Genomic DNA, 26,218 nt, shown 5'->3' with positions numbered 1-26,218 from the left:
TGGGACAAAGCCGCAGCTTCTGCGGGCCGCAAGACGCTCAATCTGTCGAAACAGGCTCGTGCCGCCTGATCGTTCCTTTATTGTTCATGCCAAACGTTGTTTAGCGTACCATCCACACGATGGCCTCAGGTTCGATAAACCGCAGAGCATGGCGTACATGCCATAACCGGCCTGCACTTTCCGGCTCAGGGTTTCCATATCATTGGGGCCGAAGTCATCGGTTAGCGTAAAAACCCGCTTGCCATATATCAGTTCCATCAGATCTTCGAATGCGGCACCGACGATGATGCGATAGCGCGGATAGGCATAGGCATCCGGTATGTAACCGAACATGAGCCGGTAGAGCTGGGGATGGGTGCAACCAAAATCCACGCAGTAAAATACAATACGCTTGAGCGCATCGGTGCGATTGGCGCAAGTGCGGTTGATATGAGCGATCTGCTTGCGGAAAATCTGAAAATATTCCACGGCAATTTCTAGCAGGAGATCATGCAGGCTCCCGTAATGATTGTAGAAATTGGCCGGCGCGACTTTGACTTCCTTGGCGAGGCGACGCACCGAAAGAGCTTCGAGCCGTTCAGATTCAAGTATTCTGACAGTCGCAATGCGCAGGTCCTCGGGAACATTTCCTTTATGATAGCGTCTTGAAATGGGAAGGCATCCTTCTGAAAAGGCAGCATAAGCGTATGAATTCTGGATTATAATCAGGAATTATGTTGCGATTGAGTATGACAAAAAAAGTGATAGATTTTATGCAATTTATGAAATAATTCCTATTTATCCAGCGATTGTCATAAAATGCCTACATACATAAAACATTTTGCCCTTAAATTCCTAACAACATCTTATCGGGCCAGCAGAGGCCAAGGGCTACTACTGCTAAACATTTACTCCTGCACATGTGGCGTTTCATTTTAACTGACTTCATGGTGCCTCGCATTGATATAAGAACGGATTTTTTCCTTGACAGAGATTTTAGCCATTGCGCGACTGCTTTGGCCCTGCCTGTTACCACAGGGAAAAGCCATACTCCCCCCCCAGTGATAAGGTAGATGCAGATATGGGATTTATTCCCGAACCCCGGCCATCCGTATTATGAACAACGTCAACATAAGGGGTATTGAAATAGACGCCGCGATGAACGGTTACGCATCATATTGGGTAGTTTAGTTTAAAACATAATTACATATCTGCCTGTTTATATGCGTAAAAATATAATAACAAAAAAATTTTCCCTTCCTGGAAAAAGGAAATAATTCTCTGTCATGCAAGGGCTTGCCTTTTTTCTTGACAGGAAATTAATCAGAAATTAATACCACTATGGACAGGGGCAAAAGCCTCGTGCCCACATAGCCAATTACGCTCTCGCCCCATTGTGCCAATGGTGACCATTCAACCTAGGTGCAGGATCTGACTTCAGGCATAAAATGAACATTGTTCATATTAGGTTACCACTTTCCCCGCAGGGTGACGCAACCCCTTGGGAATACTCGATTAAATATTAACGATTGCAAGGCAGCGATATAGCTGAACATGTTCGGGGCAAAACGTATAACGGACAAAATCACGGTCCTGATGAAAAAGACACCGCTCAGCCAGGTGCCCCCATGGGTGCCGGTTGTTGTTGGTGCGTCCATCATGGGGTTCGCGGGGTCCATAACGCTCAGCCTGTATTCACAGGGCCTGCTGTGCATTGGCACGGTCACGCTCCTGCTGGTGCTCAACCGCAGGCCGGGGCGGGGCATCACCATATTCCTGATGATGCTGTCGCTCCTGGTGTCGCTGCGCTACATCGTGTGGCGACTGACCACCACGCTGGAATTCCACGGGTGGATACAGGGCGGCCTGTCCGTGCTGCTCCTGCTGGCCGAGATCTATGCCCTGGTCACGCTGTGCCTGAGTTACTTCCAGATGTCATGGCCGCTGGAGCGCAGGGAACATGCCCTGCCGGCTGATCCGGCTGACTGGCCGAGCGTTGATGTCTATGTGCCGTCCTATAATGAGGAACTGGCCCTCGTGCGCTCGACCGTTCTTGGCGCGCTGGAACTGGACTGGCCGGCAGACAAGCTCAATGTCTATATTCTTGATGATGGCAGGCGCGCTGCTTTCCGTGATTTTGCGCTGGAGTCAGGCGCAGGCTACATTATCCGTGCGGAAAACAACCATGCAAAGGCTGGCAACCTCAACCATGCCCTGAAAGTGACGGACGGGAAATTCGCCGTTATCTTTGACTGCGATCATGTGCCCACCCGTGGTTTTCTTAAAAGAACCATCGGCTGGATGATTGCCGACCCCAACCTGGCCCTTCTGCAGACCCCGCATCATTTCTATGCGCCCGACCCGTTTCAGCGCAATCTGGCCGCGGGCATACATGTGCCGCCTGAAGGCAACATGTTCTATGGCCTGGTGCAGGACGGAAATGATTTCTGGGATGCAACATTCTTCTGCGGCTCATGCGCCGTCATCCGCCGCGCCGCCGTTATGGGCATTGGCGGCTTTGCGACCGAAACCGTAACCGAAGATGCCCATACCGCGCTCAAGATGCAGCGCAGGGGCTGGGGTACCGGGTATCTGCGCGAGCCGCTTGCAGGCGGGCTTGCGACCGAGCGCCTGATCCTGCACATCGGTCAGCGCGTGCGCTGGGCGCGCGGCATGCTCCAGATCATGCGGCTCGACAACCCCATGCTTGGCCCCGGCCTGCGGTGGGAGCAGCGGCTCTGCTACCTGTCCGCCATGTCGCACTTCCTGTTCGCCATCCCGCGCGTAACCTTTCTGGTCTCGCCGCTGGCCTATCTCTTCCTGGGTGAAAACATCATCGCGGCCTCGCCGCTGGCCATCAGCGCCTATGCGCTGCCCCATATCTTCCATTCCATCATGACGCTTTCACGTGTTGAAGGACGGTGGCGCTATTCCTTCTGGAGCGAGATTTACGAGACCTCGCTCGCGCTGTTCCTGGTGCGGATCACCATCGTAACTCTGCTCCAGCCCCACAAGGGCAAGTTCAACGTGACCGACAAGGGCGGCCTGCTGGAGCGCAGCTATTTCGATTTCAGCGCGGTCTATCCCAACATCATCCTGGCGCTGATCCTGTTCGCAGCCCTTGTGCGCGGCATATTCGGCATCATCTGGCAGTATCACGACCGCCTTGCGCTCCAGTCCTTCGTGCTCAATACCCTGTGGGTGGTCATCAGCCTCATTATCGTGCTGGCCGCCATCGCCGTGGGGCGCGAAACACGCCAGACTCGCGGCGCACCGCGCATTACCGTGCGCCTGCCCGTAACCGTGACCGACGGGCAGGGCAGGGCGTTCCATGCCCATACGCATGATATCTCGCTGGGTGGCCTGTCAGTCGACATGAACTGGCCGCACAATGTCGAGGCGCCACAGACCGTCATGGTCAGCTACGATAACGAGCGCGACGGCATTCACACGCATGTGCCGGCCCACGTCATGGGCATGCAGCCGGGCAACCTGCGCCTGCAATGGATGCGCCGGGACCTGAACGATGAACGCCAGGTGGTCGACATGGTGTTCGGGCGCAACGATGCCTGGGCCAACTGGGCCGATTTCCCCCCCGACCGCCCGCTTCGCAGTATCGCCATGGTGTTCAGAAGCATTGGCGACCTTTTTAAATGGCGCAAGCCTGAAAAACCCCGCCCCATTGCGCAGGCAGGGGAAAGCACCGTGCCCATGGTGGAAGAAAAACTGGAGAAACAGAGCCTCGTGCTGAAACCTGTCCAACGCGGCGCCCGCACTGGGGCTGCCCTATCCGCCACCGTTCTCGGAGCCTTGGCCCTAATCCCCGCAGCTCTGGCACAGGGGCTGCCGCCCGCGCCAGCCACCGCCACGGTGGACCAGACCGGTGTCAGCGCCCAGACCCCGTTCGGTGACAGCAATACGGGCATCGTGCCTGATGTCGCCCCCCCGATCGACCCGCTGGCCGCGGCCCGGATCAGTGATACGGAGGTGACGCGCACCCTGTCATTCCGCGACCTTGGCGCAACGACCGGGCCGCTGACATTGCGCGGCTATTCCCCGCTGCAGGGGCTTGATGTGGTCGTGCCCGCCAACCGGGTGGTCACGCACGCGCAGATCACCCTGTCCGGTGCGCTCTCGCCCTCGCTCCTGCCCGAGGCGAGCGCTGTCACGGTTACGCTGAACGAGCAGTATATCGGCACGATCAAGGTCAACCCCGAGCACCCCGAGTTCGGCCCCATCACATTCGATGTCGATCCGCTGTATTTTACTGGCGACAACAAGCTCAATTTCCGTTTTGCCGGTGAATACAGGCGTGACTGCAATGATCTCTTCAACGAGATCCTGTGGGCGCGCATTTCCGACAGTTCGCGCGTTACCCTGACCACGGTGCGGATCGCGCCCGAGCGCAAGCTCTCGCGCCTGCCAGCCCCCTTTTTCGATCCCAACCTGCGTGCGGCGCTGCGGGTTCCGTTCGTCATGCCATCGCCCGATAGCCGCGATGACCTGAAGGCTGCGGGCGTGATCGCCTCATGGTTTGGCAAGATCGCCGATTTCCGCGCACTGTCCTTTCCCGTCTCCACCACCGTGCCGGCATCGGGCAATGCGGTTGAAGTGGGCCGGAACATTCCGCTTGATGCCAGCGGCACGCTGCCCACCGGTCCGACCCTGGCCGAGGTCGCCAACCCCAATGACCCGTGGGGCATCATCCTGATCGTGACCGGGCGCACCGCGCAGGAAGTCGAGGCGGCGGCGCGGAACCTCGCTTTCTCGCACGATACGCTTGGTGGCGTCGCCTCGAAAGTGGTGGAGGACGTGACCCTCGACCCCCGCCAACCTTATGATGCGCCTGCCTTCGTGCCAACGGACCGGCCCGTGCGCTTTGGTGAACTCGTGGGAGCGGCCGACCTGCAGGGCGGGGGCTACACGCCCGCGGGCATGACGCTGCCCTTCCACCTGCCGCCCGACCTGTACACCTGGCGGGGGCGGCCCTACCTCATGAACATGTGGGTACGTGCGCCAGGCGGCCCCGTGGTGGACCTCGAGACATCACGCGTCGATGTCAGTCTCAACAACAACTACCTGCAGAGCTATTCGCTCTCGCCGCCCGGCGTGTGGCAGAAATGGTCGGAAAGGCTGGTCAACCAGCATGCAGGGGCCACGGGCCACATGACAGCCCTGCCGCCGTGGCTACTGTTTGGCCAGAACCAGCTCCAGTTCAATTTTGATGCCCGCCCCATTGACCGCGGCGCATGCCGCCGCACGCCGGGTGATATCCGCATGAGCGTGGATTCAGATTCCACCCTCGATTTCCGCCGGGGCTACCATTACGCCTAGCTGCCCAACCTGTCTTATTTCGCCGAGGCGGCCTTTCCGTTCTCCCGCATGGCCGACCTGTCCGAGACGACGATCATCCTGCCCCAAAGCCCCGATGCGGGCACGGCGGGCTCGTTCCTCGACCTCATGGGCTTCTTCGGTGCCACAACGTGGTATCCCGCCGCAGGCGTGCATGTCATGACGGCGGACCAGATGAAAAACACCGCCCCGCAGGGCGATATCATCCTGCTCTCCACCGCTGACCGGCTGGATTCAGCCTCCAACCTGCTGTCACGCTCGCCTTACGTCATCAAGGACGGGCACGTGAGGGTTGGCCAGAACATGGGGCTGCAGGGCATCTGGTACTTGTTTCAGGACCACGACCATGCCGGCCTGCTGAACGGCGTGACCGCCCACCTCAATGCACCGATTGCCGAGGCCGGGGTCATGATTGGCGCGCAGTCGCCCTATGACAGCCAGCGCTCGGTCATTGCCTTCGTAGGCGATACGCCCCAGCGCATCCATGACCTGGTTCTCAGCCTGCGCAACACCAGGGATCTGTCCTCCATCCAGGGGGATCTGGTGCTCAAGAACGCCGAACAGTTTACCAGTTACCGCACCGCGCCAACCTACAAAGTGGGTTCATTACCCCTGTGGCTGCAACTGGACCGGTATCTGAGTTATCATCCTTTCATTCTTTATCTGACCGGTCTATCAGGGGCGGGGTTGACCGCCTTCGGGGCGTGGAGCTGGCTGCGCGCCAAGTCGCGCAGGCGCGTGCTGGATGATGGCACGGGCGGTGAAACATAAGGCATGGCGCTGCAACAGGCTGCCCGCGCCCAGGCAGGTTCTGCCAGCCTGAGCGGAACCTGCCCGTAGCGCTACCCTGGTCCATAAATAAATTCTTATACGGAGAAGTAATTCATGAGTGCTCTTCTTGCCGGCCTCACGCTGCTGATCATCGGCGATAGCCACGTCACGTTCAAGGACTCCCTCCTGTCCGTGCTGCCCGATGAATTCAGTCGTCAGGGTGCGAAAGTGGTCACCTACGGCGTGTGTTCCTCCACCGCTGCCGACTGGGTCGTGCCCAACCCCAATAACGGCTGCGGCGCCGCCGAGCGCATTGGCGATGCCCCGATCGGCGCGCCCAACATGAAGCCCGCATCGCCCCCGCCCATCAGCGACCTCGTGGCCAAATGGCATCCCAACGTGGTAATGGTGATTCTTGGCGATACTATGGCAGCCTATGGCCAGGCTTCGGTCTCGAAAGACTGGGTGGACGAGCAGGTCAAGACCCTGACCTATGCCATTGGCAAGACCGCGTGCATCTGGGTTGGCCCGACCTGGGGCCAGTTCAGCCCGCGCTACGGCAAGACCGACCAGCGCGCGACCGAAATGGCGTCCTTCCTCAAGGGCGAAGTCGCGCCCTGCACCTATGTCGATGGCACGGCGCTGCTCAAGCAGGGCAGCGTGAACACCATCGATGGCATTCATGCAACGCCTGAAAGCTACAAGGTATGGGGCAACGCGATCGTGCAGGCGACCCTGCCTGAGCTTGAAAAGCTGAAAGACGCCCCGCCTGCCACCGGCCAGTAAGGTCGCCCCTTACGCAGGCACGCCCGACACCGCGCTGCGTGCTTGCGTATCTGCCCATGAAGGGCACAAAACGTGGAAATCTGTTGATGCTGCACCTGAATGAACCTGCCCCTACTACAAGCAGGTGGCGTGACATACTTGAGAAAGACTTTTTCCCCCTCAACCGTCGGCGTGATATTGATGGGCTGCGCGGCCTTGCCATCGCCCTTGTGGTCCTGTTCCATGCAGGCTGGCTGCAGGGCGGCTTTATCGGTGTCGATATTTTTGTGGTCATCTCGGGTTATTTCATGGGGCGCTCGGCGCTCATGCAGCATCCGTTCCAGCCGCTGCGCTTTGTCTGCCGCAGGCTCTACCGCCTGCTGCCCGCGCTGGTGTGCATGATTGGCCTGGTCTCGGCGGGCATGCTGTGGTGGGTCTTGCAAAGTGACCGCGCCGATATCGCCATCAACGGGGCCTATGCGCTGGTGTACCTGTCCAACATATGGGCTTCGGGGCATGTCGGGTATTTCCAGGGGCAGAGCATTGCCTACCCGTTCCTGCATACATGGTCGCTCTCGCTGGAAATGCAATTCTATACCATCATCTTCCTGATGGCGCTGCTGCTGCCGCTGACAAGGCACCGCAAGCTGGTGCTCTCGGGCATCTTTACCGTGTCGCTGGCCTATTGCGCATGGAGCTACGTCAAGGGCGATACACAGGCTTATTACAATATCTTCGATCGCCTGTGGCAGTTTTCACTTGGCACCATGATCTGGATATTTCCCCGGCCGCGCCTTTCCCCGACTGTTGCCAATATTGTCTATGCCGTGGCGCTGGCGGTAATCGTGGGGGCGGGGCTATTCTATACCCTTCAGTTTGCCTGCCCGTCTTACATGACCGTGTTCCCCTGCCTTGCGGTGGCCACCATCATCATGCTGCCCGAAACGCAGGTGGGCAGGCTGTGCCTCGTGCCCATTTCGCCGATCGGAGTCATTTCGTATTCGGTCTATCTGTGGCACTGGCCGGGCATCGTGGTGGCGAATTACCTGTTCTTCTTCCAGGTGCATGGGCTGATGATGGCGGCCGTGCTGGGCATCGTCCTTGTCATCAGCGTGCTGAGCTACGTATTCGTCGAGCGCACCGGGCTTGATTATGAGGACCGGGTTGCGGTTGCCGCCCGCAACCGTGGGGCTGCCCTGCTTGTCGGCGCGTGCATGACGTTGGCTGCGATCCTGTTCTATATCTCTTATGTGTCCCGTGTTCATTAGACACGATATAAAAGGACGATACCATGCCGCTGGCACGCTGCCTTCGGGGCGTGGGTGGCGGCGTGCGCCCGCAGCCTGGGTCATGATGCCCCAGCCCATGCGCCCGGCAAGGAGCACGCTGAAGCTCATTTGCGGCATGGTGGCGGGAGTCATGCTGTCAGGCGAGATGGCGCAGGCGGACCCTGCCCAGATGACGCAGAACAGCCCGGCAGCAAATGACGGCACGGCCATCACGGTTACGCCCACGCAGGACCAGGATGCGGAACGCGCAGCCATGAACGCGCACATGGCGCATGCGGCCGCCGTGCTGGAACTGCTGCTCAACCAGGGTTATTACTGGCTGGGCCAGCATAACCTTGACAAGGCGCATGAAACGATAGAACGCGCGATTTCGATCGAGCCCAACAACCCTGAAGCCCTTTACCTGCAGGGGCGCCTGCTCATGGCGCAGGGCAATGCGGCGCAGGCTTCGGCCGCGCTGGCCCGGCTGGAGCGCAACGGCACGGCGCCGGGGCTGGTTGCCGACCTTACGGCGCAGATCAAGGCCGGCCCCGTTGACCCCAGGGGCCTGGCCGAGGCGCGCGCCCTTGCGGCGGCGGGCAAGATGATGCCTGCCATGTTCAAGTACAAGGCCCTGTTCAAGAACGGTGACCCGCCACCCGACCTGGCGCTGGAATATTACCGCGTGCTGGGGGCGACCATTCTTGGCCGCCAGGAGGCGCAGACCAAGCTGACCGCCTGGGTGCAGCGCAACCCGCGCGATCTCGATGCCCGGCTGCTGCTCGACCGGATCCTGACCTACCGTGTCACCTCGCGCCCCGAAGGGCTGGACGGCCTGCGCGAGCTCGCCCGCTCCAACGCTCCCGTCCCGATCCGCGAAGGGGCGGTTGCCGCCTGGCGCGAGGCCCTGTTGTGGGAGCCGATCACAGGCCCGACCATCCCGCTCTATAACGAATGGCTCGGCCTGCACCCCGATGATGCGGAAGTGACCGAACTGCTGCACAAGGCGCAGGAAACACAGAACGCCATCGATGCCGCCACCGCCCATCAGGAAGGCTACGCCCTGCTGGCCCGCCATAACCTGGAAGGGGCGTCGGAACGCTTCCACCACGCCCTCGCGCTCAATGCCCATGATGCGGATGCGCTGGGCGGGCTGGGGCTGGTGGCCCAGGCCCGGCAGCAGCCTGCCCAGGCCACGCAGTATTTCCTGCAGGCCATACAGGCGGACCCGGATTCAGCCCCCCACTGGCGGGCGGCCATCAAGGCCCTGCAATCTGGTGCGGGGGGCATGGACCCGCTGGTGGTGCGGATATTACAGGCCATCAATGCTGGCCACTATGATACGGCACGCACGGACCTCGCGGCCCTGGGCCGCCGCCCTGGCAGCAGGCTGACTTTCCTGTCGCTGGAAGGCATGCTTGAGCGCAAGCAGGGACATGATGCACAGGCCGAGCGCATCTATCGTGAAATCCTGGCGCAGGCGCCGGGTAATGCCGATGCGCTGTTCAATCTGGGCGGCATCCTGATCCAGACCGGGCGCGGGGCGGAAGCACAGGATATCATCGCCCGCCTCAGGCCACTGCGCCCGGCGCTGGCGACATACCTGCAGGCGGCCGATCTGTCCGCCCGCGCCGACCAGACGCGCGATGCTGACGAACGGGTCGCCCTGCTGCGCCAGGCTGCTTCCCTTGAACCCACGGACCCATGGATCCGCCTCAAGCTCGCCCATGCGCTTGACGATGCGGGCGGCCATTTTCAGGCCCGGAGCCTGATGGATGACCTGACAAACGCACCATCCGTTACGCCAGATGACCTGCAGGCCGGGATCATCTACGCCATGGGGCAGCATGACCTTGCCACCGCCGAGCGCCTGATGGCGCGCCTGCCTGCGGGCGGGCGGAGCGCTGGCATGGCCAGCATTGCCAGCCAGATCGCGCTTGCCCGCCGCATACAGGCGCTCAACCGTGCGCCGCGCGCGGAGAATGCCGCCCTCGTGGCCCTGGCCGACCAGCCCGACCCCACGGGCGACCTGGGCGTGCAGATTGCCAGCGCCCTGCTTGACCGCCATGCCACGCAGGAAGCCCAGCAGGTCCTGGCGCAGGAAGAACGCCTGACCCAGCCGCCCACGGCCGCGCAGATGCTGGCCTATGCCGGACTGTACCTGCGCCTGCATGCCACGTTCGACACCACGCGCTGCCTCAGCGCCTTTGATGCGATGGTGCGCGATGACCCGGGCTCCGCCACGGCGGAACAGTTGCGGATAAGGACCGATATCGCCATCGGCCTCGCCATCATGACCGCCGATGGCTTTGACCGTTATGGCCAGACCAGCCAGGCCTATCAGGTACTCGCCCCCGTGCTGCGCGCCCATCCTGAATCAGCCGAGGCCCATCTGGCCATGGGGCGGATATACCAGACACGCAACATGCCCCAGCGCGCACTGGAGGAAGACCAGATTGCCCTGCGCCTCAAGCCGCACAATATCTATGGCCTTGCCGCCGCCGCGCGTGATGCGGGCGGCGCGCGCAAGGTGGATCTGGCGCGGGGCTATGCCGACCGGCTGGCGCATGAAGATCCTGATGGCCCGATGAGCTGGGAAGTGCGCTCCGATATCGATCGCGTGGCGGGCAATACGCGCGCACAGCTCGCTGATGTGGAACACGCCCGCCGCGCCCAGCGCACGCTTGATGGCGAGGACACGCATGAAGCCCATGAAAGCTTCCTGCCTGATTATCGCTGGCCATTCATTGACAGCAATTATATCGACCTGCAGGGTGCCACCCTGCCTGCAACCTATCATTACATTCCCGAGGATGATGGCGCCGAGGCGATGGACCGGCAGATTGTCTACCTGCGCGATTCCATATCGCCACAGCTCGACGCCAACAGCTTCGTGCGCAGCCGCACGGGCGTTGCGGGGCTGGGGCAGCTGACGGAATTCGCCATTCCCATAACCGGCACGCTGCCATTTGAATCATGGGAGCACCGGCTGTCCTTCTCGGTCACGCCCACGCTGCTATTTACCGGCGATGCGCTGAACAATGCCTATTCAGCCCACCAGTTCGGCACCTATTCCATCAATGGGGCCCTGCCGGGGGCGTACCACCATTACTATACGCAGGGCGTCGGGCTGAGCCTGAACTACGTCAATCACTGGTTGTCGGCCGATGTGGGATCGTCCCCGCTGGGCTTCCCCATCACCAACGTGGTGGGGGGCGTGGAATTCGCGCCGCGCCTGACCCGTAACCTCGGCCTGCGCATAAGCGGGGGCCGCCGCATGGTCACCGATAGCGAGCTGTCCTACGCGGGCATGCATGATCCGGGCACGAACCGGGTGTGGGGTGGTGTGACACGCATGTTCGGCCATGGCGCGCTGGAATGGTCCGCGCCTGGGTGGAACATCTATGCCGGTGGCGGCTTCGCCTATCTGGATGGCACGCATGTGCAGAGCAATACCGAGGTGGAGGCAGGTGCCGGCGGCACCGCCACGGTATGGCAGACCCATGACCGGCAGTGGTTGCGCGTGGGGCTGGACCTCATGTATTTCGGTTACAAGCGTGACAGTTACTTCTTTACATGGGGGCAGGGCGGCTACTTCTCACCACAGCAGTATTACGGCGCGATGGTACCGGTTGAATGGTCGGGGCATAACCAGCGGTGGACGTGGTTCCTGCGCGGGGAGGCGGGGTTCCAGCATTATCACAGCGATGGCGCGCCCTATTATCCGACAAGCACCAGCCTGCAGCAGCTCGCGGCCTCGAACCCGCCTGACTATTATTCGAGCAGCGGGGCAAGCGGCCTTGCGGGCAATGTACGCGGGCGCCTTGTCTATCAGTTTACCCATCGGTTGCGCATGGGCATGGAAGGTGGCTACAGCCGGGCAGGCAACTGGTCGGAAACCAGTGGCATGCTGATGACGCATTATACATTTGATGGTCAGTAATATAATTGATCCGGGGCAGGTTCATGCCCTCAACCCAGTATCCAGGAACAATATTGCATGGGAACGCGCGGAAGAGTTCTGGCCTGTATCACGGCCACGGCCACCCTTGGCCTGCCTGCCCTTGGCATGGCGGCACAATGCCCGGCAGATGGCCATAAGGGCGGAGAAACCTGCATTCCCGCCAATGACACCGTCTATAAAGGGCTGAACCGCCCGCCCGGCACGGATGATGACGTGAACAAGGGTTACGCGCTGGGCGACCTGTGGCAGGCGGGCGGGCATGCATGGCGCGCGACCGCAGTCACGCCGGGGGCCGCGCAGTGGGCCGCCGTGGCCACATCGAATGCCCCCGCCGATACGTTTGGCCCGCATGCCATTTTTGCCGGCGGACCGACGCGCATGGTCAGCGCCTATTCCGGCCCTGCCGTGGATATCGAGACGATTTCAGGCGGGCAGACGGTTGCCACCACGCTTGCCATACGTCCCGATGGCACGCTCGATACCGCAACCCTTGATCGCGTCCTGGCCGCGCGTGATGCGGGCACGTTTGCTACCGTAACCCGCGTGTATGACCAGACCGGCCATGGCAACCACCTCGTGGCCACGCCGGGGCACCATGTCGTGCATATCGGAGCGGTGCAGGTTTCGGGGCAGGAGACCCTGTCCTGGGGCGAGAATAACGGGCCGGGCGGATTTGTATTGCCGCAGACGCTCAAGGTGCCCGCCAACAGCTTTTTTTTTGGCACCACGGGCACGTATGCCTCATCCAATTCCGGCTATTCGGCTTTTCCCGTACCGCTCATGCTGGGGCTGAAGGGGCAGGAATTCAAGGTCTTCATGGGCAGCTACACGCTTGATGGCTTTGTGCATGTGGCCGACATGCGCAGCCCGGACCAGCGCACGGACATGATCATCAGCAACGATCCCTCAGCCTTTGGCCTCAGCGCAACCCCCAATGGGTACCGGCTTGAAAACGGCAATAACCACGCTGTGCTCGGCGGCGCGCTGCCCGAGGGGTCGTTCTCGGGCGGGTATATCGGGTATAATGCCGATGGCGGCTCCTGGTTTGAACAGGGGCGCAATACCGGGCAGTGGACCGGTATCGTCATCGCCGATCGGGATGCCACGGCCGAGCAGGAACAGGATTTCGAGGCGGCCGCCGCAGTGGCGGGCGACCACATGCCGCAACTGCGCGATACGGTTGTTGCCATTGGTGATAGCCGGACAGAAGGCTTCGGCCTGAGCGATGGCACGAACTGGCCCTATGTCATGCAGCGCTACGCCCGCTACAGGAGCTACAATTTTGCCGTATCAGGCGCCACGACCAAGCAGATGCTGGACATGGTGCCCGCGGCGGAAGCGCTGGCAGCCCGTCCCGGCCGCAAGGTTGCGGTCGTGTTTGGCGGCTTCAATGACCACCTGCACCATATCGACACCGGCGAGACGGTCCATAACCTCGGGCATATTACCAGCCGCCTGAAAAAGGCTGGCTATCACGTTGCTTTCCTTGATGAGGCCAATACGCAGGGTGCGCCGCGCAAGGCGCTGGCCAATGCGGTCGAGGATGGAAAGATCCCTGCCGATACCGAACTGGATCTTTTCGTGTCCGGCGACCCGCTCGCCAATGTGCTGGACCAGACAAAATGGCTTGCCGATACAACCCACCCCAACCAGGCCGGGCATGACATCATCGCGCGCAACGTATGGCAGAATATTGCTGATTTCTTTAAAAAATAAGGGCGTTGTTCGCCTATAAGGAGCCGTTTTCCGATGCCGCCTTTCAAGCTGAAAGGCGGCATTTTTTATAAAGAGCAGGGCCATCAGGGTGGCATGCCGTAATTTCATAAATGTTCCATAAAACAGTTTGCCACAGGGTGATATTCCCACCGCAGCCATAAGGGCAGCCGCGCCCCACACGCCTGCGCTGCTCCCTTGATTGATCGCAGCCTGATCGTATTGTACCGGCACTGGCCACTTATCCGCCCGTTTTTCAGGACAGGAATCTGATGCAGTCTTTGGAAATGATGAACAGGTTCGGCTGGGGAACACGCGGCACGGAAACATTGGCGGACAAGCCGCAGGACTGGCTGGCGCGCCAGCTGCGTGAACCTGATGCCGCCCGCTTTACCGGCGTGGGCACCACGGCGGATGGGCTGATTGCGCTGCATGCGCAGCGTATGAACAGGGTGCAGGGCGACCCGCTCGTCAAACCGATCTTTCAGGCCGAGGTAGCAACCCAGCTTGATAACCTGCTCCTGACCCGCCAGCCTTTTCGCGAGCGGCTGGCCTGGTTCTGGTTCAACCACTTTACCGTCAGCCTAAGGCAGGGCGGCACGCGCGCGATCATTGGCGCCTACATGCGCGAAGCCATACGGCCGCATGTCACCGGCCGGTTCGTGGACATGCTGCTCGCCGTCATGCGCCATCCGGCCATGCTGATGTATCTTGATAACGCTTCATCCATCGGCCCGGACAGCCCGGCCGGGCGCAGGGGGCATCGCGGCCTGAACGAGAACCTGGCGCGCGAATGCCTCGAACTCCACACCCTCTCGCCACAGGGCGGCTACACGCAGGCCGATGTCACGGCCTTTGCCGCCATCCTGACCGGATGGGGCGTGGACCTCAAGGCGGAGCGGCCCGGCTTTGTCTTTCGGGAAAAGGCGCATGAGCCCGGCACCAAGACCCTGATGGGCCACCGCTTTGGGGAAGGGGAGGAAGGTGGCCTGCAGGCGCTGCATTTTCTGGGCACGCACCCGGCCACCTACCACCATATCGCCACCCGTATGGTCACCCATTTCATAACCGACACGCCCGATGCGCGCGATGTCGCACAGGTCAGCCGGGTATTGCAGCAGACGGGAGGCAACCTGACTGCGGCAGCCCTGGTGCTGCCCACGCTGGTGGATACGAGGCCGGAGGGCGGCAAATTCCGCTCGCCCATGGATTATGCCACGGCGGTGATGCGCGCGCTGTCAATGGGGGGCACGCCAAGCCAGCCGGATGATCCCCGCTCGCCCGCGCATACGCAGCTTGCGGCTTTTGCAGCGCTGGGCCAGCCGTTATGGACCGCGCCGCTGCCCAATGGCTGGAGCGACCGCGCGGCTGACTGGGCAGCGCCCGCCGACATGCTGGCCCGCAGCGACTGGGCCTGGCGGATGGCGGGGCAGGTGCGCGATGGCGACCCGCTGGATATTGCCCATGCCGTGCTTGGCCCCGCACTCCGGGCGCAGACGGTAACGGCCATGCAGCATGCAGGCTCAAGGCAGGATGCCCTGACGCTCCTGTTCTCCTCCCCCGAATTCCAGAGGCGTTAAATCATGTTGATCCGTCGTCGCGCGGCCCTGCTGGGCCTTGCCACAAGCTGGGCGCTGGGGCGTGCCTCGCTGGCCATGGCAGCCCCGTCCAGCCATGAAGATGATCCGCGCCTTGTTGTCATTGTCATGCGCGGGGCGCTTGATGGCATGTCCGCCGTCACCCCCTATGGCGACCCGAACCTTGCCACCCACCGCCGCGCGCTCATCCTGCCCGAGCCGGGAGCAGCGGGGGGCCTGCTCGATATGGGGGGCTTCTACGGTTTACACCCGGCATTGCAGAACATGCATGCGCTCTACGCAGCCGGGCAGTTGCTGCCGGTGCATGCCGTGGCAGGTAATTATCGCAGCCGCTCGCACTTCGAGGCGCAGGACTACCTTGAAAGTGGCGCGGATGAACGCATGGATAGCGGCTGGCTCAACCGGGCCGTATCACTCATGCCCCAGCATGATGCAGGGCCGGATGGCTATGGCCTGGCCATGGGGCTGACCGTGCCGCTGCTGCTGCGTGGCCCGGCCCAGGTAGGCAGTTACGCACCCGCGGCCAGCCATCATCCCGACCCGGATCTGTACCGCCAGATCGCGGCCCTCAATGCGGATGACCCGGTCACAGGCCCGGCGCTGCGCAATGCCCTGCAGGCCCGTGGCTTTTCCGATACCGTGATGGAAGGCGGCAGGCCCACCCCGGGCGCCCCGCGCAAGGGCAGCAGGGCCGATGCGTTCCTCTCCCTTTCAACCGCGGCAGGCCGCATGCTGGCCAACCGGCGCGGCCCGCGCATCGCCGCCCTCGAAATTGGGGGATGGGACACCCATGCGCGGCAGGTCGACCGCCTTGGCCGCCCCCTGACGCAGCTCGACCGGGGGCTTGCCGCCCTGCGTGACGGCCTTGGCCCGGCATGGTCGCGCACCGTCGTGCTGGCCATGACCGAGTTCGGCCGCACGGTACGGATCAACGGCACGGGCGGCACGGATCATGGCACGGGCACGGTTGCCTTCATTGCGGGTGGCGCCGTGGCAGGGGGGCGGGTGGCAGGCACATGGCCAGGCCTGCGCCCTGACCAGCTGTTTGAAAACCGCGACCTTGCCCCCACCACCGACCTGCGCAGCGTTGCGGCGGGGCTGTTATGCGATCACCTGCGGCTGAAGCCTGCGGCCATGGCCATGGTCTTTCCCGGTACGGCGGTAACGCCAATGCATGGACTGATCCGCCAGGCGTGAGGACAGGGTGCGTTTTTGAAGCTTCCTGATGCTTATCGCTTACGTTCCATGTCGCGCCCAGATGGCCTCGATCTGGCTGCAATTCCCCATCGCGGCATGGGCTTCGTATATTGTATCGTAGAAAGCCTGCAGGTCCGCACCATCAAGCGCATACAGTACGGCGTTGACTGACCGGGCTTTGCTGAACCACGTCATGACCTGTGCTTCATGGCCGCAGGGCTGCGCCTGCGCATCGCGTGCATCCTGTGCATCAAAACAGGCGTTATCCAGAAATTCGATAACGGACCCTAACAAGTTTCAGGCACGCGGCACAGGCACGCCAGTCAGGCTGGGTGAACCGCCCCCATGGCCGGATCCGTGCGCCCCGGCTGCCCGGTCTCGATGCGCCCGGCGAACTGATACCGCAGTTCCGGCTCCTCAGCGCTCGACACGGTAAGGTCATACCACAGCATGCCCTGCGTCAGGTCAAACGCCACGTCCGTGCTACCGCCCGCTACCACGTGCACCGCCCGCGTGGTGCCGGAGGGGGCCATGGTGCAGGTCAGGTTCACGTTTTTCGTGCCATGATTGCTTATGGTCACGACCAGATCCTTCCCCGGCCCGCGCAGGTAGGTACATGCCGCCTGCAGCCTCAGGCCACCCTTTTTGCCGCTATAGCGCCGGTAAAAGCCGTTGGGGGCATGCACGTCCACGTCATAGAGCCCATTGCGGAACATGGACTGGGCAAAAGCCGCGTCAAGCGCATCGCCGGCCGCTACGCCGTAGGTGCCCGCCTGCATGCCGCTGCCGGCCGTAACGCCGTGGCGATAGATATTGAACGGCACGCCAGCAGCACGGGCACCGAAACGGGTCTTGCCCGCGCGCATATGCACGAACACCTGCCGGCCATCAGCCGAGACCCCGCCATCGCAATACGGCTCATAGGGCAGGGGAGAGGCGGCCCGCGTGCCGGATTCCTGCATCACGCTTTCACGCACCCTGGCCGGGTTGGCGCGCAGGGCGGCAATCGTGGCATCATCAAGCGCCTGGTAGCCGCCCGGCATGGGCTGGTTGCGCGCGCTCTCGATGGTGTGCAGATACGCATTGCGCTCAAGGAAAGGCAGGCGGGGCACACTGCCATCATAGGGGCGGAAGCACGATGTAAGGTCGCCGCTGATGGCCCGCCGCCATGGCGAGATATTGGTCTCAGTCACGTCCCTGCCGAATTTGGCGTGCACGAAGGCCTCAAGGAAACGCAGCGTGGAGGTATGCTCGAACAGTTGCGAATTGACCCATCCCCCCCGGCTCCAGGGTGAGGCAATGACCATCGGCACGCGAAAGCCCAGCCCGATTGGTCCGCTGCGGGCAAGGCGCTTGGGCACGCCACGATCGATTTCATCCTGCGCGCTCGTATATTCCAGCCCCTTCTGGCCAATACTGCGTGATGACGCGCCGGTCTCGGGCCGGGCGGGGTCGGGGGCTGCGTAGGAGCAGCAATGGTCGAAATACCCGTCATTTTCATCATAGGTCATGATGAAGATGGTCTTTTTCCACACCTCGGGATTTTCGGTCAGGATATCCATGATTTCCGACACGTACCATGCCCCGTACCATGGCGAGGTCGGATGATCGGAAAAATGCTCGGGCGCTGCCAGCCATGACACGGTGGGCAGCCTGCCCGTTCTCACATCCTGGCGGAACTGATGGAGCACATCGCCCTTGGGGGCCTGCATGTGGATGGCTTTTTTGCCATCGTGGAATTTCAGTTTTTCCAGCTTGCGATAGTTTTTGTCGCCCGTGTTGGTTACAAAGGCCTTCTCGAACAGGGCGCGTTCCGCCGGTGTCAGTTTTTCAGGCGTTTCGCCCACGGCCGTGCGGCGGCGCGTGAGCACGGCCAGCAGGCTGCGCGCTTCGGCCAGCTGTTCGGCGTGCGTGCCGGATACGAGCATTTCATGCGTGTTCAGCCGGTCGATATGCGACTGGCATTCACTGATGCGCTCCTCAAGCCACGCGCCAAAGCCGGCATTGGCCGTGACATGATACTGGTCGAAACACTCCAGCACATTGCACCCGAAATTGGAGAGCCACGCCCGCTCCGGCCCGCTCATGCCGCCCGATTGCGAGAGTTCATTCTGGTAGAATTTCCACGAAACGCCAGCCTGTTCCAGCCGCTCGGGAAAGGTGCGCCACGTCATGCCGCCTTCAAGGATCTCGCCATTGCGCATGTACACATTCGACGTGGGGTCCTGCCGGTCGCGCACCGTGCCGGTCCAGAACAGCAGGCGGTTGGGGGTGGTGCTGGTCATGGCGCCACAGTAATTCTGGTCACATACGGTAAAGGCGTCGGCCAGGGCGTAGTAAAAGGGCAGGTCCTCGCGCGTGTAATGCCCCATGGTCAACGGATAGCGGGCATAGTCCCTGTGGTGCGACTTCTTGGCGTCGATCCACCGGTCGTGGCCGCCATTGTTCCACGCATCGACCTGGCTGTCGCGGGAATGGGGGATGGAGCCCATCCATGTCACGCGCGTATCGCGGATGTTGAGCCGCCACGGCAGATAGGTCTCGCCTGCCTCGCTGCCCTGCACAAAGGCCGGGTTACCGCTGGGCAGGCGCATGGCGCGCGGATCGTTGAACCCGCGCACGCCCTGCAGGGTGCCGAATACATGGTCAAAAGAGCGGTTTTCCTGCATCAGGATCACGACATGCTCGGCATCGTGCCAGGTGGAACCGACTTCGGGCGCAATGGCGAAGGCCCGGCCGATGGAGGCGGGCAGGCGGGAGGATGCCCCCGCAGCACCCGTGAGGAGGGCATATTTCAGGAAATCTCTACGTGTCGTCATGGTTCGCTCGCGCGGCAGGGATGGGTCTGGGGAAGGCGGGGTTCAGGGCATCAGAAATTGGCGGAAAGGGTCGCCATGACCACGAAGGGCGCGCCGATGACATAGGTGGGCGCGGAAGACTTGCCGCCAACACCCGCTGCTGCCGTCGCATTGGTGGTGTAGGAATACATGGAAGAGAGGTAATGCTCGTTGCCAAGATTGGTCAGGTTGATCTTGATGCGCGGCTTGACCCGGCCAACCTGCGGCAGGGTGCGCCCAAAGCCAAGATTGGCCGTGACATAGCTGGGAATGCTCTCGTCGTTCATGAGGGTGGCGTACTGGGAGTCTGTATATTGCAAGGTGAAATTGCCAAACCATTTGCCATCATTATACGTCAGGCCCAGGGAGCCGGAAAATTTGGGCGCGCCTACTTCCTGCTTGCCCTTTGTCTGCAGATAACCGCCGCCATAGGCAATGTTGTTGCCATTCTGGGTGTACATATACTGCCCCGAGGCATAGAAGCTTACATGATGCCACGGCCGGGTTGCGAGTTCGGCCTGCAGGCCCCAGGCCTCAAGCCCGCCCGCGTTGATCACCTGCGAGATTTCGGTCGTGGTGCCCGGCTGGTACGTTTCCGATGAGACCTGATGGTTCGTTACGTTGTAATGAAAGCCAGCAACATTGGCCATGAACAGGCCGCTGTAGCGATAGCCCAGTTCTTCGGTAATCATGTATTCCGGCTTGTACTGGCTCATGGCCATCTGCAGGGGCTTGCCGGTCGTGTAGCTGTATTCGGGCAGCTGTGATGAACTTAACGAGGCGGGCAGATGATAGCCCGTGGTGCCATTGACATAGATCTGGTGGTTCGGGTTGAAGCGATAGCTGATGAGCACCTGCGGGGCGGGAATGAACAGGTTGCGGATGGAAGGCGCCGTGCTGACCCCCGGCAGGTCCTGCGTGAACTGGCGGCTGACCATCGCCATGCGGATACCGCCATCAATGGTCAGGCGGTCATGTAGAAACGACAGTTTATCGTCAACGGCAAAACTGTTGAGCTGCTGCTTGCCGTTTTCGTTATCTTCACCAATGGGAATGCCACCTGCGGTCAGATAAGGCTCGGACGTGCTCCATTGCCCCTTGCTGTTGACGGGATAATAGCGGTCGCGCGCGGCTTCGGTTGCGTATGAATACCAGTAGGAGAAGGTAAGCGTGTTGAATTTGTGGTGCCATTTGCCAACCAGCGTCAGGCCCGATGAGAGTGTGTACCAATCTGAAACTTCTGCCGCTGTCAGTTTCTTGCTTTTCGGGTCGTAGCCGGGCAGGTTCTTGTAATTATCAAGGTATTTATATTTCTCGGCACCAACATAGCCGCTGGATACGGGCAGGTTGCTTTCACCATATTCATACGGGCCATGGAATTCGACCGAGTAGGCCTCGGCATCAAGGCTGAGGCCATGACCAAAGGTGAAATGGTTTTTCAGTGCGCCATAGATGGAACCGGTATTCTTGCCATCGAGCCCGGCATAATCCGTGTCACCTTCATAATACTGGTCGTTCAGCCCATAATTCGTGCCATAGGTTTTCCAGTTGGCCATGGAGGGATAGAGCCATTCATTCTGCCTGGCCTGGGTCCAGCCGAATATGGCTTCGGTTTCATTGCCCTTTGACCATGTCTTGACCAGGGCTGCATCGACATGCCACTTGCGCACATCGCCCACGCCGCGCCACATGTCGCTGCGCGCGTAAGAGCCTGAAACAAAGGCCCGCACCCCTGAATGACCGATTTCACCCGTATCATAGCGGATGAAGTCCTTGTTGGTGCCATAAGACCCACCGGAGGCGGAAGTATAGATGTTCTGCTTTGCGGAAGGACGCCGGATGGATGTTGAAATCTCAGCGCCCGTGGCATTGTAGGTGGGCGAATTGATGTCAACCGCTCCCTGCATGACATTGATCTGCCCTATGTTCTCGCTATCGACAAGCGAGGGGGTATAGGTGCTGTAGGTAAAGGGGTTGGCACCCGGAATACCCTCGAACGTGACGCCGATCTCGGATTGCCCCATGCCACGGATATGGATGGTGGAAAAAGAGGTCGTCAACGGGCCTTCACTTGCCGAGACGACGCCGGGCAGCGTCTGGATAAGGGATTCAATCGTGGAGGTAGGCGACTGCATGTCGATATAGTCATGCGTGAGCGAACTGACCGTCTTGGGCGTGGTATGGTAGGCCATCATTCCACCGCCGAGCACTTTGTGCCTGGCACGCACCGAAATCTTTTCGCCTTCCTCATCCGTCTTGTCGTGATGGGAATCCGATGCGCCCTGGTCCGCCTTTTTTACGCCGCCGTGGCGGTTATCGGCTTTTTCTTTGGCAAATGCCGTCATGTTCTGGGTGAAAAAACAGACCGCACTCAGAAGTAAAACTTTTCTCATTGCCATGGAGCGTTCCAAAATGAATCTTAATGGAGGCACTCTAACAAATTCCAAATTCTATTTATACACTGCGTCATTCTATTTCATCTTAACTTCATTCAACATTCTTGAAAAATTCATATTTGTATCTGTGCCTATGCTGGCAACGGCAAAAAGGAAAGAGGGGGAGGCCAGCGCCCGGAACCGCCATGTTTTATTTGCCTGAGAAAGTAAGGACCGGCCCGTATCCGTCTTCCGCATCAGACACGACAATATCGAATTCCTTGCCCGGAAACGCCGCGTGCAGGGCAAGCGCCCAGCATCTTTTCAATAAATGGGCAACAATGCAGGCATCATGCACGGACATTTTCCTGTCATGCCAAGAATATCATAAACGTGTCCATGATTGAGCATGTTCTCCACGTCCTTCATGTTTCCCAGCACCCGCATCCACCGGGCAAAACTGTCCTTTGTAAAATGAATGCCCAGAAACACGCCGCCCTCATATGCCACGAATTCCGGCAAAAGCAGCCGACCTATGGCCAGCACGTCAATGCAGGTGCTGTTATAAGCGATATGGGGTAACCAGGGCGGCTCAAGGGCGGCTGGCAGGCCTTACCCCACCGGACCAGTCTCCATTCAGTGGATCCTATCTCTTCATCGCATTTCATCTTTGTTCCGTGCACACACGCAGGCCAGCACGGCACGCGGGGGCGATCCGCCTGAAAGGCGCTTTCAGGCCCCCTTTTTTTACCCGAACCCTTTTTCTGCCCGCCACCGGTTTCCTTGTTGACCGTAGCCCAGGCACGGCGCGTGGCGTCATCTTTACTGAGCCCGCGCTGCTCGTAGCTCTCCTCGATATGGGCGGCCTGTCGCTTCTGCTTGCCTGTATAGGCGGATTTGTCACCACGCGGCATGATCCATGCTCCTGTTCATGCGTTTGCCGGGGCTGGGGTGCCGTGGCACATTAAGGCCCCATCAGCGTGACAATGCGGGCTCGGGACAAAATTTTTTCACGGTTGCAAGCAGGGCTGTTACATTTTGAAAGGAGCATATCCGGCATTGCAAAGGCTCTTTTCTCGCTATTGCGGGGCAGGGGGTGTAGAAACAGGACTTCATCCTGATGGAAGATCTCTATGACGACCGTGTGCCGGACTATCGCCACTTCACCACAACAGGGTTTCCCCATTTCCATGTGCCCCACCCCCGATCGGGGAGGCCGTTGTGATCATGCGAAGGAGGCACGCCAAAGGATTTCATCATAATGACCGATACCTGCAAGGTCTTGATGATCTTCCCGCTTTTCAATGCCAATTCATTCTGGAACTACAAGGAAGCCTGCGACCTGGCGGGCGCGCGCTACCCGGCGGCCCCGCTTGGCCTGGTCACGGTCGCGGCCCTGCTGCCAGAACACTGGGAAATACGGCTGGTCAACCGCAATACCGAAGAGCTGACCGACGCCGATCTTGACTGGGCCGACATGGTCATGACCGGCGGCATGCTGCCACAGCGCAATGATGCGCTGCACATCATCGCGCTGTGCCATGCGCGCGGCAAGCCGGTGGTGGTGGGTGGCCCCGATGTCACGTCGAGCCCGCCGCTTTACAGCGCCGCCAGTTTTCAGGTGCTGGGCGAGGCCGAAGAGATCATGGATGATTTCGTCGCGGCCTGGCGCAGCGGCGCCCGGCAAGGCGTGTTTGAAGCGCCAATGGGCAAGACGGATGTGACAAAAAGCCCATTGCCGCGCTTTGATCTGCTCAAGCTGGACCAGTACCTGCACGTAGGCATCCAGTTTTCACGCGGGTGCCCGTTCAGCTGCGAGTTCTGCGACATTATCGAACTCTATGGCCGGGTGCCACGCACCAAGACCAACGAGCAGGTCATGGCTGAACTCGATGCCCTTTACGCGCTTGGCTATCGTGGCCATGTCGATTTTGTTGATGACAACCTGATCGGCAATAAAAAGGCGCTCAAGAAATTCCTGCCCGACCTGAAGCAATGGCAGGAGGAAAAGAAATTTCCCTTCGAATTTTCAACCGAGGCCTCCATCAACCTCGCTGACGACGCCGACCTGCTGCGCAGCCTGGCCGATACGAATTTCTTCGCCGTGTTCGTGGGCATCGAAAGCCCGGATACGGACTCGCTGGTGCTGATGCAGAAAAAGCAGAACACCAGGCGCAGCCTGCAGCAGAGCATCGACACGATCCATAAGGCCGGGATTTTCGTGAATGCCGGCTTCATCGTGGGGTTTGACAGCGAGAAGGGCAGCGTCGCCCCGGGCATGATCGAATGCATCGAGGATACCTCGATCCCGGTCTGCATGGTTGGCCTGCTTTACGCATTGCCCACAACCCAGCTGACGCGCCGCCTGCTGGCCGAAGGGCGGCTGTTTTCGGGCAGCGAACAGACCCAGTCGGGCGATCAGTGCACGGCGGGCCTCAATTTCGAGACAAAACGGCCACGGCGTGACGTGCTGAGCGACTACAGGACGGTGCTCAAGGCGATTTATGATCCCGTTGCCTATTTTGGCCGGGTGCGCAGGCTGGGCCGCATGCTCGGGCGCAAGCGCAGCCACCGCATGATCAAGGGCGACCTGCGCAGTTTCATGCGGCTTGTGCTGCGCATTCACCGCGCGGGCCCCGGCACAACCGGGCCATTTTGGCGCATGATGCTCGATTGCGCGCTGCATAACCCGCGCGCGCTGCCCTATGTGGTCATGACCAGCGCGCTCTACCTGCATCTTGGGCCGTTTTCGCGGCAGGTTGTCAGCGAGATCGATGGAGAGATCGAGAATGTCGACACGGGCCGCTGGCAGGTGCCGCCGATGCTCAAGCCCGTTCCGGCAGCGCTTGTGCCGGCCTGAGCAAGGCATGGGATAGAAAACTTCCGCTGATTGGCGCGGCGGCTGGCAGAACCACCGCGCCAATGCATCATCAGGCTTTTGCAGCCTTCGCCGCGGCAGCCGCCGCGCGGGCCGCGTTCTTCTCTTCCTCGGTCCAGACCTTGCGCTCGCGTATTTTCGGCGGCTTGACCTTCTTGGCCGGGCCGCCCCCCAGCACGGGGGCACGCATGGTGGAGTTGCGCGCGGCCTCCGAATGCCAGGGGTGGTCGTCCTGCACGTCAAGCGGGCGGCCAATTTCGCGCTCCACGTCATGCAGCCAGGCGCGCTGCTCGGCATCGCACAGCGTTATGGCAAAGCCCGTGCGGCCCGCACGCCCGGTGCGGCCAATGCGGTGGACATAGCTTTCAGGCAGGCTGGGCAGGTCATGGTTGAACACATGCGTTACCGTATCGACATCAATGCCGCGGGCTGCAATGTCGGTGGCCACCAGCACCTGTGCCGCACCACACCGAAAGGCCTCGAGCGCACGCTCACGCTGCCCCTGTGACTTGTTGCCGTGCAGGGCCTCGGCCGTAATGCCCGCCTCGGTAATGAAGGCGCAGACCTCGTTGGCAATGTTCTTCTGCAGGGTAAAGACCACGGCCTGGCCCATGCCCGGCGTGCGCAGCAGTTCGAGCAGGGCGGCCTTCTTGTCAGCCGCATCGACAAACATGACCGATTGCTCGATCCGCTCCACGGTGGTGGAGGGCGGCGTGATCTCGACCCAGGCCGGGTCGCGCAGCAGGCTCTCGGCCAGCACAGTGATGGATTTGGGCATGGTGGCTGAGAACAGCACGGTCTGCCGTGTTGCGGGCAGGGTTGCGACAATACGCTCGATGGGCTTGGCAAAGCCCATGTCGAGCATCTGGTCCGCCTCATCAAGCACCAGTGCCTCAAGCTGCGACAGATCGCATGCGCCCTGCGTGATCAGGTCCAGCAACCGCCCCGGCGTGGCCACGATGATGTCTACCCCCTCCCTGAGCGCATTGATCTGGTGAAACGGGCTGACGCCGCCGAAAATCGTCGTAATGCTGGGCTTGAGATGCCGCCCGAAGCCCGTGAACCCATCGGCGATCTGGGAGACCAGTTCGCGCGTGGGGGCCAGCACCAGCACGCGCGCGCCACCTTTGGGGGCAGGGCGCGGGTTCAGGGCAAGGCGATGGAGCAGCGGCAGCGCAAACGAGGCCGTCTTGCCCGTGCCGGTCTGGGCCATGCCCAGCAGGTCGCGGCCTGCAAGCAGCATCGGGATGGACCCGGCCTGGATCGGGGTAGGGTGGGCGTAGCCTTCCTCGGCCAGGGCGCTCAGGAGTTCGGGCGCCAGGGCAAGATCGGCAAAAGTCATGGACATGGTCAAGCAGCGCCTCCGGCGCTCTGTAAAGGCTACGCCTGTTCGGGCTTCGCTTGGTGCGGGAGGGCGGACTATTACGGGGGGCGCCATGCCACGTCAACGCGGCGCGGCATATCCGGTGATGGTTTCTGCCCCGGCCTGCGCGCCACGGCCCCCATGCCATGAAAGGTGAA

General features: G+C 61.0%; 13 protein-coding genes and 2 pseudogenes. 8 read left to right on the top strand and 7 right to left on the bottom strand.

Translation table 11 applies throughout. The features are described 5' to 3' along the window. Positions 1-84: 84 nt before the first annotated feature. Positions 85-558, bottom strand: a complete 474-nt coding sequence (locus tag OQZ28_RS08035; RefSeq protein WP_458135750.1) for a TetR/AcrR family transcriptional regulator — start codon at positions 556-558, stop codon at positions 85-87. A gap of 975 nt (positions 559-1,533) precedes the next feature. Here OQZ28_RS08035 and bcsA point away from each other — a divergent pair. The 7 genes and pseudogenes from bcsA (at position 1,534) to OQZ28_RS08000 (ending at position 16,607) form a co-directional block, all read left to right on the top strand. Further along, positions 1,534-6,102 (top strand): annotated as a pseudogene (gene bcsA / locus OQZ28_RS08030) (UDP-forming cellulose synthase catalytic subunit). A 114-nt stretch (positions 6,103-6,216) separates the two neighbouring features. Continuing rightward, a complete protein-coding gene (locus tag OQZ28_RS08025; protein WP_110569848.1) occupies positions 6,217-6,888 on the top strand; it encodes an SGNH/GDSL hydrolase family protein in 672 nt (223 codons plus the stop codon). A gap of 86 nt (positions 6,889-6,974) precedes the next feature. Beyond that, the gene (locus tag OQZ28_RS08020; protein ID WP_458135749.1) at positions 6,975-8,135 is read left to right on the top strand and encodes an acyltransferase family protein; all 1,161 of its coding nucleotides are present in this window, start codon (positions 6,975-6,977) and stop codon (positions 8,133-8,135) included. A gap of 82 nt (positions 8,136-8,217) precedes the next feature. Next, on the top strand, positions 8,218-12,078 hold the full coding sequence (locus OQZ28_RS08015) for a cellulose synthase subunit BcsC-related outer membrane protein (protein WP_458135748.1): 3,861 nt from the start codon (positions 8,218-8,220) through the stop codon (positions 12,076-12,078). A 57-nt stretch (positions 12,079-12,135) separates the two neighbouring features. Continuing rightward, positions 12,136-13,815: a GDSL-type esterase/lipase family protein gene (locus tag OQZ28_RS08010; protein ID WP_458135747.1), complete on the top strand. Its 1,680-nt coding sequence runs from the start codon at positions 12,136-12,138 to the stop codon at positions 13,813-13,815. 269 nt (positions 13,816-14,084) lie between these two features. Further along, complete coding sequence (locus OQZ28_RS08005; RefSeq protein WP_458135746.1) at positions 14,085-15,392, top strand: DUF1800 domain-containing protein; 1,308 nt, start codon at positions 14,085-14,087, stop codon at positions 15,390-15,392. A gap of 3 nt (positions 15,393-15,395) precedes the next feature. Further along, a complete protein-coding gene (locus OQZ28_RS08000; protein WP_458135745.1) occupies positions 15,396-16,607 on the top strand; it encodes a DUF1501 domain-containing protein in 1,212 nt (403 codons plus the stop codon). A gap of 39 nt (positions 16,608-16,646) precedes the next feature. Here the strand turns inward: OQZ28_RS08000 and OQZ28_RS07995 are convergent, their stop codons facing one another. From OQZ28_RS07995 to OQZ28_RS07975, 5 genes and pseudogenes are all read right to left on the bottom strand, one after another. Continuing rightward, a complete protein-coding gene (locus OQZ28_RS07995) occupies positions 16,647-16,901 on the bottom strand; it encodes a hypothetical protein (protein ID WP_458135744.1) in 255 nt (84 codons plus the stop codon). Between the two features lie 29 nt (positions 16,902-16,930). Beyond that, on the bottom strand, positions 16,931-19,426 hold the full coding sequence (locus OQZ28_RS07990) for a phosphocholine-specific phospholipase C (RefSeq protein ID WP_458135743.1): 2,496 nt from the start codon (positions 19,424-19,426) through the stop codon (positions 16,931-16,933). Positions 19,427-19,476: 50 nt separating this feature from the next. Continuing rightward, on the bottom strand, positions 19,477-21,789 hold the full coding sequence (locus tag OQZ28_RS07985; protein ID WP_458135742.1) for a TonB-dependent receptor: 2,313 nt from the start codon (positions 21,787-21,789) through the stop codon (positions 19,477-19,479). A 241-nt stretch (positions 21,790-22,030) separates the two neighbouring features. Continuing rightward, positions 22,031-22,183: a hypothetical protein gene (locus tag OQZ28_RS07980; protein WP_458135741.1), complete on the bottom strand. Its 153-nt coding sequence runs from the start codon at positions 22,181-22,183 to the stop codon at positions 22,031-22,033. A gap of 382 nt (positions 22,184-22,565) precedes the next feature. After that, positions 22,566-22,733, bottom strand: a pseudogene (locus tag OQZ28_RS07975) (plasmid stabilization protein); the annotation flags it as partial. 347 nt (positions 22,734-23,080) lie between these two features. On the opposite strand from OQZ28_RS07975, the gene OQZ28_RS07970 reads away from it, so the two are divergent. Beyond that, entirely contained in the window at positions 23,081-24,679 is a 1,599-nt protein-coding gene (locus tag OQZ28_RS07970; protein WP_458135740.1) for a B12-binding domain-containing radical SAM protein, read from the top strand. A 70-nt stretch (positions 24,680-24,749) separates the two neighbouring features. Here OQZ28_RS07970 and OQZ28_RS07965 read toward each other — a convergent pair whose 3' ends face one another. After that, entirely contained in the window at positions 24,750-26,045 is a 1,296-nt protein-coding gene (locus OQZ28_RS07965; RefSeq protein WP_458135739.1) for a DEAD/DEAH box helicase, read from the bottom strand. Positions 26,046-26,218: the final 173 nt, after the last annotated feature.

The organism is Komagataeibacter sp. NFXK3, assembly GCF_054182245.1.
This window is presented reverse-complemented; position numbering and strand designations above follow the sequence as displayed.